Source organism: Sodalis sp. (in: enterobacteria), from assembly GCF_047607725.1.
Taxonomy (GTDB): Bacteria; Pseudomonadota; Gammaproteobacteria; order Enterobacterales; family Enterobacteriaceae; genus JBLKSS01.
This window is the reverse complement of sequence record NZ_JBLKSS010000161.1, coordinates 1-9,820: the sequence shown is the minus strand read 5'-3', so window position 1 is coordinate 9,820 and position 9,820 is coordinate 1. Positions and strand designations below refer to the sequence as shown.

At 54.1% G+C, this 9,820-nt stretch carries 11 protein-coding genes; 8 read left to right on the top strand and 3 right to left on the bottom strand.

Annotated features, from left to right (window positions below; genetic code table 11):
- Nucleotides 1–111: 111 nt before the first annotated feature.
- From ACMX3H_RS14335 to ACMX3H_RS14325, 3 genes are read right to left on the bottom strand one after another with little or no spacing between them, the layout of a single operon-like run.
- On the bottom strand, nt 112–363 hold the full coding sequence (locus ACMX3H_RS14335; protein WP_415211322.1) for a hypothetical protein: 252 nt from the start codon (nt 361–363) through the stop codon (nt 112–114).
- The gene (locus tag ACMX3H_RS14330; RefSeq protein ID WP_415211321.1) at nt 364–843 is read right to left on the bottom strand and encodes a DUF3772 domain-containing protein; all 480 of its coding nucleotides are present in this window, start codon (nt 841–843) and stop codon (nt 364–366) included. It lies immediately after the preceding gene.
- Nucleotides 840–1,202 carry a hypothetical protein gene (locus ACMX3H_RS14325; RefSeq protein ID WP_415211320.1) on the bottom strand — a complete coding sequence of 121 codons (363 nt, stop codon included), beginning with the start codon at nt 1,200–1,202 and terminating at the stop codon, nt 840–842. The genes ACMX3H_RS14330 and ACMX3H_RS14325 overlap by 4 nt, the downstream gene beginning before the upstream one ends.
- A 307-nt stretch (nt 1,203–1,509) precedes the next feature.
- Here ACMX3H_RS14325 and ACMX3H_RS14320 point away from each other — a divergent pair, with 307 nt between their 5' ends.
- The 8 genes from ACMX3H_RS14320 (at nt 1,510) to ACMX3H_RS14285 (ending at nt 9,708) form a co-directional block, all read left to right on the top strand.
- Nucleotides 1,510–2,610, top strand: a complete 1,101-nt coding sequence (locus ACMX3H_RS14320; protein ID WP_415211319.1) for a glycerol dehydrogenase — start codon at nt 1,510–1,512, stop codon at nt 2,608–2,610.
- The gene (locus ACMX3H_RS14315) at nt 2,582–3,901 is read left to right on the top strand and encodes a DUF445 domain-containing protein (RefSeq protein ID WP_415211318.1); all 1,320 of its coding nucleotides are present in this window, start codon (nt 2,582–2,584) and stop codon (nt 3,899–3,901) included. Before ACMX3H_RS14320 ends, ACMX3H_RS14315 begins: the two co-directional genes overlap by 29 nt.
- 191 nt (nt 3,902–4,092) lie before the next feature.
- Nucleotides 4,093–5,922: a glycoside hydrolase family 15 protein gene (locus tag ACMX3H_RS14310; RefSeq protein WP_415211317.1), complete on the top strand. Its 1,830-nt coding sequence runs from the start codon at nt 4,093–4,095 to the stop codon at nt 5,920–5,922.
- Between the two features lie 131 nt (nt 5,923–6,053).
- Complete coding sequence (locus tag ACMX3H_RS14305) at nt 6,054–6,380, top strand: 2-dehydropantoate 2-reductase N-terminal domain-containing protein (RefSeq protein WP_415211316.1); 327 nt, start codon at nt 6,054–6,056, stop codon at nt 6,378–6,380.
- Between the two features lie 22 nt (nt 6,381–6,402).
- Nucleotides 6,403–6,801 carry a ketopantoate reductase C-terminal domain-containing protein gene (locus tag ACMX3H_RS14300; RefSeq protein ID WP_415211315.1) on the top strand — a complete coding sequence of 133 codons (399 nt, stop codon included), beginning with the start codon at nt 6,403–6,405 and terminating at the stop codon, nt 6,799–6,801.
- Nucleotides 6,802–7,183: 382 nt separating this feature from the next.
- Complete coding sequence (locus tag ACMX3H_RS14295; protein WP_415211314.1) at nt 7,184–7,942, top strand: Bro-N domain-containing protein; 759 nt, start codon at nt 7,184–7,186, stop codon at nt 7,940–7,942.
- A gap of 1,025 nt (nt 7,943–8,967) precedes the next feature.
- The gene (locus ACMX3H_RS14290; protein WP_415211313.1) at nt 8,968–9,381 is read left to right on the top strand and encodes a hypothetical protein; all 414 of its coding nucleotides are present in this window, start codon (nt 8,968–8,970) and stop codon (nt 9,379–9,381) included.
- A gap of 54 nt (nt 9,382–9,435) precedes the next feature.
- Nucleotides 9,436–9,708 (top strand): hypothetical protein, encoded by a 273-nt coding sequence (locus ACMX3H_RS14285; protein ID WP_415211312.1) that lies wholly within the window; start codon nt 9,436–9,438, stop codon nt 9,706–9,708.
- Nucleotides 9,709–9,820: the final 112 nt, after the last annotated feature.

The window sequence follows — 9,820 nt, the reverse complement described above, 5'->3', positions numbered from 1 at the left end:
TCATCGCCGGATTATCCATGATCTGACAGCCGTCCCTTATAGGATGCGGGTTCACTAGGCATCGTAGTGGAACATATTCTTACCGGGCCATACAACAAACCCACCAATAATTCAAGACGTCCTCCACGGGGCGCTTACCTCGATGGCGCCTGAAATCAGTACAAAGATGGCCAGCAGCGGCGGCAGCGGCTTCATGGCGAGGGCAATCGCGTCGGGGATCGCCGGCAGGCGCCAGGAGGGACGATGGTTCGACAAAAACGCCCGTCCCAGCCCGGCAATCAAGGAGGCAAAAAACGTTAAACGCAGCACCTCATCGGCAAAATCCACCAGCTCGTCGGACATATCCGGCAGACGGGCGAGCAATCAATAAAGTAATTGCGCCCCCACGCTCACGCTCAACACCGTCACCAGCGCGGTAGAGCAGGCGAGAAAGCTGCGGCGCAGCCGTCCTTCCGGCAGGATGTGGATGCTAAACCAGCCCAGCGGCTTATCCAACCAGCGCGAACTAAAACACCACACCAGCAGCGCGCCGGAGCCGAAGCGCCATTCCGGCGCCCAGGCCTGCTGCCAGGCGTCAGCCACATCATCGGAGAAACTGGATAACCGGCGCTTATCCTCAGACTGCGTCTGCAATACCGGCGACCAGAAACGCGCCGAAAAAATACTGCCCGAATTAAGCGCCATTTGCGAACGCATAGTATTGCGGCGGATATCGACGATTTGCACCGACAGCTTGGTGTCGCTGGAGCTAATGGTCTTGGCGCGCTCAATTTGACTATCCAATAGCGCCTTGCGCGCATTCAGGCTATTACGGCTTTGGGCAACGGCGCTGGTCTCTTTCATCGCACCGGCCGCCGCCGCCGGGCCCAGCACGTCCAATTGCCCCTGAAGCTGAGTGCGACGGGCTGCAGCGCGGTCATCAGCGCATCGGCGTCGATGGTCAATTGCAGGGCGCTGTCGTTCAGGGCGCTCAGTTGGTTATCCGCGGTGGCGTTCGATACCTGCTGCTTGAGCGAGTCGAGGCCTTTTTGCAATTTACTCAATTCCGCCGCGGTATTTATTTTAACCGGCGTGGCGCTGTCGCTCGCGGCAGCCGGCGCATCATCCGCCCGCGCATCGGCCGTCAGGGTGCCAAACGCTAGCAACACGCTGAAAAGAAAGCCCCAAAAACCGTTCATACAAACTTTGGAAAACGTAGGCATAGCGTAAATTTTCTCGCAAATCAAAAAAGCAGCAGCCGCACGTGCCGGGGGCCGGTCGCGTCGCAAAGAGTCCATCGCCGGAGAATGCAGGGTGGTGTCAATAATATTACCAGCTTATTATGCTTTTAGCGTCATCGTCAGCCGACAGGCAGCCTCCTCGCGGATCGCACCCTTTTGTTAAAAACGGTGTTAGGCGTGCTCAGCCCCTCACTATCTGCCCGTCTGTACTACAATCGTAGCAGCTGTCTACCCTGGCACCCGTCGGTGCAAGCCGGCACAGTTCATTGTCAATAACCGAGGTAAGTCTATGAGAAACTTTATTTTTTCGTCACCAGGAAAATATGTCCAGGGCAGCGGCGTCCTGGATGAATTGGGTCATTACCTGTCCGCCCTGGGCAGCAAAGCCTTTCTCATCGCGGATGATGTGGTATGGGGTATTACCGGCGAGCGGGTGCAGGCCACGTTAAAAAAAGCTGATATTGCTTACAATTATGAACGTTTCAATGGCGAAGCATCAGGCAACGAAATCCTCCGGCTAGCGGGGGTGGCCCGCGATGCGCAAACGTCCGTGGTGGTCGGTCTCGGCGGCGGTAAAACGCTGGATACCGCCAAAGCGGTCGCGGATGAATTGAAACATCCGGTGGCCATCGTGCCGACGGTCGCCTCCACCGACGCCCCGTGCAGCGCGCTGTCGGTCATCTATAGCGACGACGGCGTTTTCGACAGCTACCGCTTTTACAACAAGAACCCGGAATTGGTGCTGGTGGACACTGCCGTTTGCGCCCAGGCGCCGGTGAGGCTGTTCGCCTCGGGCATCGCCGACGGCCTGGCCACCTACGTAGAAGCCCAGGCGGTCAAGCGCACGAATGCCCTGTCGATGGTCGGCGGCAAACCGACCATCGCCGGTATGGCGATAGCCGCCGCCTGCGAGGAGACCTTACTCACCTATGGCTATAGCGCCTATCAGGCGGTCTCCAAGCGCAAGGTTACGCCGGCGGTGGAGGCGGTGGTGGAAGCCAATACCCTGCTTTCCGGTCTGGGTTTTGAAAACGGCGGTCTGGCGGGTGCCCACGCGATCCACAACGGTTTTACCGCCATTCAGGGGGATATTCATCATTTGACCCACGGTGAAAAAGTCGCCTACGGCACGCTGACCCATATGGTGCTGGAGCAGCGCCCGGATGACGAAATCGCCCGCTACATCCGCTTTTACCGCCAAATTGCCATGCCGACCACGCTTAAGGCTATCCACCTGGAAAACGAGCCCTATGAAAACCTGGTGAAAGTGGGCGCGCTGGCCTGCAGCGAAGGAGATAGCCTGCGTAACTTGAACGCTTATCTCAGCGCTGAAGACGTGGCGCAGGCGATAATCGCCGTCGATGCGTTCAGCCGCACCCTTGCCGATTGACGGGCCGATGACCGCCAAAGAGGTCGAATTACGTAAAATAAAGCGTCTGGCGCTGACCTTGTTGGTCAGCGTCGCGGCGGTCTTTATCCTCACGCTTTTCCTGCCGGCCAATTTCTGGGTCAACGGTCTGAAAGCCGTTTCTGAGGCGGCCATGGTAGGCGCGCTGGCGGATTGGTTTGCGGTGATTGCGCTGTTTCATCGCGTCCCCCTGCCCTTTATCGCCCGTCATACCGCCATCATTCCGCGCAATAAGGCAAAGATTGCCGATAATCTCGCTCTGTTTGTCCAGGATAAATTTCTTGATACCGCGTCGATTGTCGCCCTGATACGCCGCCACGATCCGGCGAGCCTCATCGCCAATTGGCTTAGCACGCCGGATAATGCCGCCCGGCTAAGCGGTTATCTCCTGCAGTTGCTGAACGGTTTGCTGGATTTCACCGACGATCGGCGCATTCAGGGCTTCCTGCGCCAGGCGGTACATGCGGCGATCGATAAAATCGATTTGTCCCGTTCCACGGGATCTATTCTGGATAGCCTGACCCGCGACGGCCGCCATCAGGCTCTGCTGGATGCGGCGATTTCGCAATTGACCGCGTTGCTGAACAAGCCGGAGACCCGTTTGCTTATCAGCGAGCAAATCGTGCGCTGGTTCAAGCGCGAACATCCCATCAAAGAACGGCTGCTGCCAACGGATTGGCTGGGCGATCACAGCGCCGACCTGATTTCCAACGCGGTCAATTCCATTTTGGATGATATCGGTCAGGACAGCGGCCACGAATTACGCCGGCGTTTCGATCGGGTCACCTGCCACATGATAACGCGGCTTAAGCAGGATCCGACGATGGCCGCCAGAGCCGAGGAGATCAAAGCGTATCTGAAAAATGATGAGGCGCTGAATAGCTATATCCGCGAGCAGTGGAGTGATATGCGCGCCTGGCTGAAGGCGGATCTCGAGCACGACGCGTCGTTGCTGCATGCCCGGGTGGCGGAATCCGGCCGCTGGCTGGGCGAAACCCTGTCCCGCGACCCCGGCGTGCACGCGTCGTTAAATCATCATATGGAATTGGCAGTGGCGAAAATGGCACCGGAATTCGCCCTGTTTCTCACCCGCCATATTAGCAATACGGTAAAAAGCTGGGATCCGCGGGATATGTCGCGGCAAATAGAATTGAATATCGGCAGCGATTTACAGTTTATCCGTATCAACGGTACGCTTGTGGGAGGACTGATTGGCGTCGTCCTTTACCTGCTATCGCAGTTGCCGACGCTGCTGACGTTTATGCCCTGGTGAAGAGCCCGCAGGGCGCTGCCGAGCATGGGGGCAAACGTCGCCGCGGTAATACGCGGATGAACACGCCTAGCCGGATTGCATGGATTTTTGGCCGGCTGTGCGTTTTGTAAGCGCCTGCGTCCGGCCCTTATCGCGCGTCAGCTACACTAAGAAGTCATTGATTACAGATCCGCTGGAAGGAAAGCGCTCTTATGACGGATTTACCCAAACCCGGCATTACCCGCAATATCGGCGATCGCGGCATCATCGGCGACTTACGTTCCGCTGCGCTGGTGGCGCGCGACGCCACCAGCGACTATTTTTGCTGGCCCGATCTCGACAGCCCGTCGATCTTCGTCGCGCTATTGGACAGCGAGCAAGCCGGCCTGTTCAGTCTGCAGCCGGATTGGCCTGACGCGCGGCTACAACAGCTGTACCTGCCGGATACCAATATCCTGCAAACCCGCTGGCTGTCGCAGCAGGGGGTCGCGGAAGTCACGGATTATATGCCGATTAGCGACGATCTAGAGCGTTTACCGCTGATTATCCGTCGGTTACAGGTATTAAAGGGGCGCGTTAGCTGGCGCATGCGCTGCGCGCCAATGCCAGACTACGCGCGCGCCCGGCCTGATGCCAGGTTAAACGATGGCGCGGTGACCTTTGTCACCCCTGGTCAACCCGCGCGGAGGCTGGCCGCCAACGTTGCGCTGGAATGTGAAGAACACGCCGCGGCGGCGACCTTTACGCTCGGTCCAGGCGAGCAGGCGACATTCGTTTTCGGCAGTGCCGACGACGACCGGGTGGCGGTGGTCAATACCGACGTCTTGTTCGCCGAAACGCTGCACTACTGGCAGCGCTGGGCGGCGCGTAGTAACTACCGCGGCCGCTGGCGGGAAATGGTTAACCGCTCGGCGCTGGCGCTGAAATTGCTTACCTCCGCCCGGCACGGTTCGATCGCCGCCACCGCCACCTTCGGCCTGCCGGAGACGCCGGGAGGCGAACGCAACTGGGATTATCGCGCCTCATGGCTGCGCGACGCCTCGTTTAGCGTCTATGCCCTGATGCGGCTGGGCTACACCGATGAGGCGAAAGCGTTCAACCGCTGGGTCGGCCAGTGTATGGCCAACAGCCGTTTTGATCCGGAAAAACTGCAGGTGGTTTACCGCCTCGACAGCGGCACCGAACTACCGGAAGCCGATTTACCTCACCTGGCCGGCTATGGCGGCGCCAGGCCTGTACGCATCGGTAATCAGGCTTACCGCCAACGGCAGTTGGATATCTATGGCGAACTGATGGACGCCATCTATCTGGCCAATAAATACGGCGATACGATCCCGCACCAGGGCTGGCAACACGTAGTGAACACCGTCAACCATGTGTGTGACTGCTGGCAACAGGCGGATGCGGGTATTTGGGAAATGCGCGGCGAACCGCAGCATTTTCTCCATTCGCGCTTAATGTGCTGGGTGGCGCTGGACCGTGCGCTGCGCCTTGGCATGAAGCGATCGCTGTCGATGCCCTATGACCGTTGGGACAAAGCCCGCGCCGCCATCCGCGAGGATATTTGGCAAAACTTCTGGAACCCGGAGCTCAGCCATTTCACCGCCACGCGGCACGGTAAAGATCTGGACGCATCGATGTTGCTGATGCCACTATTCCGCTTTGTCAGCGCCACCGACCCCGAGTGGTTGGCAACCCTGGACGCCATTCGCGCCCATTTGGTGCATGATGGCCTGGTGCGGCGCTATATCGCCGAGGAGACGCCCGCTGACCCCCTGGAGGGCGAAGAAGGCGCCTTTGCCGCCTGCTCATTTTGGTATGTGGAATGCCTGGCCCGCGCCGGGCGTTTGAGCGAAGCGCACTTTGAATTTGAAAAGCTGCTGCGCTACGCCAATCCACTGGGTCTGTATGCGGAGGAATTTGACCGCCGCGGCTATGCGCTCGGCAATACGCCGCAGGCGTTAACGCATCTGGCGCTGATAAGCGCCGCCTTTTTCCTCGATCGTAAGCTCGACGGTAAAGATCCGTTGTGGCAGCCCTAGCGCCGTCGCGCCGCTGGCGATAACCAGGTACCCGCGGTTGCGATACGGACGCTATCCCTTTATGTTAGAAATCACTGCAACGGCGAATTCGGCGTCTGGACGCTTTTTTCCAGCTCGATAAGGTGAGGGCAATGCGCATATTAGTAGTAGGTGCCGGCGCGACCGGCGGTTATTTCGGCGGCCGGCTGGCCGAGGCCGGGCGCGACGTGACCTTTTTGGTGCGACGGACGCGGGCGCAGACATTGCGCCAACACGGCCTACAAATCCTCAGTCCCTGCGGCGATGTGGTGCTGCAGCCAACGCTTGTGGAGGCCGGCGACCGGGCGGGTCACTATGATTTGATCCTGTTGACGGTGAAAGTCTTTTCGCTGGCGGCGACCATGGAGGATATTGCGCCCGCCGTTGGTCCGGAAACGGCTATCGTGCCGCTGCTCAACGGCATGGGGTATCTGGCGTGAACGCTTCGGCGCGGAGGCGGTCATGGGCGGGGTATGTAAAATTGCCGCCACGCTGGACGCGCAGGGCCGCATTGTGCATTTTACCCCGCCGCATCAGCTATTTTACGGCGAGCTGGACGATAGCCGCTCAGTGCGGCTGGCGCGCATCGACGCGGCACTGCGCAACGCCGGTTTTGACGCCTGCGCCGTGTCGTCAATAACCACCGCGCTGTGGGAAAAGTGGATATTACTTTCGAGCCTGGGCGGCATTACCTGCCTGATGCGCGGCACCATCGGCCAGGTCGCGGCGGCGCCCGGCGGCGAAGCTTTCGCTCGCGCGCTGATAGAAGAGGTGGCGTCGGTCGCAGCGGCCGGCGGCTACCGGCGGCGTGATGATGTTATCGCAGAGACCACCGCCCTGCTGACCCAGCAGCGGAACTAAAACATATAAAAACCATAAATATCAATATATTGATTGATTTTTCTGATCATAAAATAGGCGACAAAACACAACAATACACGACATTTTTATCAATAACTTACCGCTCATTTCGACCTGCCGACCACGCCAGAATCGCCCACATTTGACGAAGGAAATTCCATGCGCTATAGTCGCTTTCAGGTGCTGAATACACCATCGTAAGCGGATACCGCGCCCGAAAGTTATGCGGTTTCTTTACGCCCATAGATTGTTATGGTCGGGTAATGAGTAGTGATACAACACCCCTTAGGGGAAAAACTGCTGGCCGACTTACGACGGTGTTCAAGTACCCGACCGCCCCACTGAACATGGGGTAACGTGAACGAATCGTAAGGAATCAAATATGAACACCCAACCAATTTCATTTTCTTTCAAAGAATTCCATGATGTCCGCGTTCAGATAGTAGACGGTGACCCCTGGTTCTGCCTGAAAGATGTCTGCGAAGTTCTAAATATTGAAAATCATCGCGATTTAATGGCAAAACAGCTTGATAACCAGGGAGTAGATAAAATCTACACCCTTACCGAAGGTGGCAAACAAAAACTCGTTTACGTCAACGAACCCAACCTGTACCGTGTCATCTTCCGTAGCAACAAACCCGAGGCGAAGCAATTCCAAGATTGGGTATTCAATGACATACTTCCCTCGATTCGCAAGACTGGCAAGTACGAGCATCCCGTTTACAAGCCAGAGTCCCACGAACTCTTCACCGCTAACGATACCTCCAACCTCGCCCGCCTGATTTGGCATATGAGCCACAACTTCCGCTTCAAGCAGGCATGGAGCAATGGCATATGGTACGCGTTACGAGAAGTCACAGGCATTCCCTCACCGCAACCGATGGAAGTCCGTCATATCCCGTATATCGCCCGAGAGTGCGAGCGGATATGGGCTGTTATCGAACGCCTGCAATCCCCTATGGTAGAGGCTGAGAAGCGAACCATCCGACAACTGGTGCGCAAGAGGGAGAATGTGGATAGCGTGATGGGTGAAATCGATAACTTGCCTACTGAGGCCAGCCAGAGCAACGCCCTCATGCTCACCGATACGCTGACCCGCTGGCATAAGTCCGAACTCGGCCAGTTCGCGCAGAGGCACTGACTGCCGCCCCGGCTCGTTGAGGGGCCGAGTTCATCTGATGACTTGAAGTATTGCTGCCACAACCGATAGTGCATTTACCACCATCGTATCTGCGCTATAGAGTAATCAGTGGAGGCAATGAGCAGAACCAAACACAGCATGCTTAATTTCTATATGGTTAATATCTTAATAACTATTCGCGACACTCGTATTAATTTGCTTTATCGAAAGAGTCGCGTCCGTGAAAACGCCACAATTACCTTTTCTTTATAGTTAGAATTATGGCGTTTCACTATTTCATCACAAATGATGTAATATAATGATTATAAAGGTATTTTAGGTTAAGTTAACATACATAATTTCTTAGGTTTTACGCCCATGGATGAAATGCGGACGCCTCCCAATAAGCTGAAACATTGAACACAAATTGCCGGACAACATAAATTTAAAATAAATAATAGACAAATCATTAATGTTATTAATTTGTTTGCCAGATCGTATTCTTTTGAACGATCGATATAAATATGTTGTGTTATTGCTGAATCCATCTAGATTAATATATGTGATTATGTGTTTTTATTTGATTGCCTTTGAAGTGACGGTTTCACAGCTTGCTGTAAATGAATTTTTTGCTTATTAGTTAATTATCGTAGATTCACAATCATCATTTTTGCAGTCGGAGGAATGATTAATATTCTCTATTTTTAAATGAAACGCTAACTCGCTGACTATGAAGTGACGGTATTTTGATGCTCTAAAAACGCTAGTTTTACTAACCGGCACGCAATTTATTTTCAATATAGAAGGCATATCAATCCATTAATTTAGGAGTGAAAATCATGAATAGTTACTTTGCTCGGATGAAGGCATGCATGGAAAATATACTGCCAGTAAATTTCACGACGTATTCTGCAAAATATCGACATCTGCTCGCATTAATGTTAACCGGTTTAGCATTCTTACCGACAAAATCTTTTTCTGCCGATTTAACCGAAGGGTAAGGAAGTCTTCAATTATGCCGCGCTGATAGTGTTCAAGGAACGAGTATGGGGGCAGGTGGAGAAACTATACTAAATTGCGATTTGAATCATAATCCTGCATTTTCATTAAATAGTGCTGGAACTGAAAAAGGTGGAATGGGTTTTGACCGTTCAAACACTCAAATAACAGGATACAAAGATGGCAAGATGGAAATAACAGCTAAAAAGGGCGTAGAAGTCAAAGGAAAGATAGACATGAAGGACAATAGCATTAATCAGCTTAAACCAGGCTCACTCTCGAAAGATAGCAAAGATGCCGTTAATGGTTCACAGCTATTTAGTACTAATGAGAATGTCAGTAAAAACGCTGATGGCATATCAAAGAACACACATTCTATAGAAAATAATTACAAGGAACTGAGTGGCGGCATAGAAAAGGCAAAAAATGACATTGACAAGGTGAATGGCACTTTGGCCTAAAATAAAAACAGCATTACTGGATTAACAAACAATATTAATGCAGGTAAGTCCGGATTGGTACGCCAATCAGAGACAGACGGCAGTATTACTATTGCAGCTGAAACCAACGGCGAATCGGTCTCCGTAAACGGCACTCAAGGTGCCCGCTTTATCCGCGACGTTAAAGCCGGGGTTAACAGCAATGATGCAGTAAATGTCGGTCAACTTAATAAACTCCTAACTAACAATCAGATGTCGGTAGCACCAGGCTCAAGCAAAGAAAAATCGCAGGCAACTAAGAAAGATGCTGTTGCATTAGGCGTAAGCGCCCCGTGGAGGACGTCTTGAATTATTGGTGGGTTTGTTGTATGGCCCGGTAAGAATATGTTCCACTACGATGCCTAGTGAACCCGCATCCTATAAGGGACGGCTGTCAGATCATGGATAATCCGGCGATGAT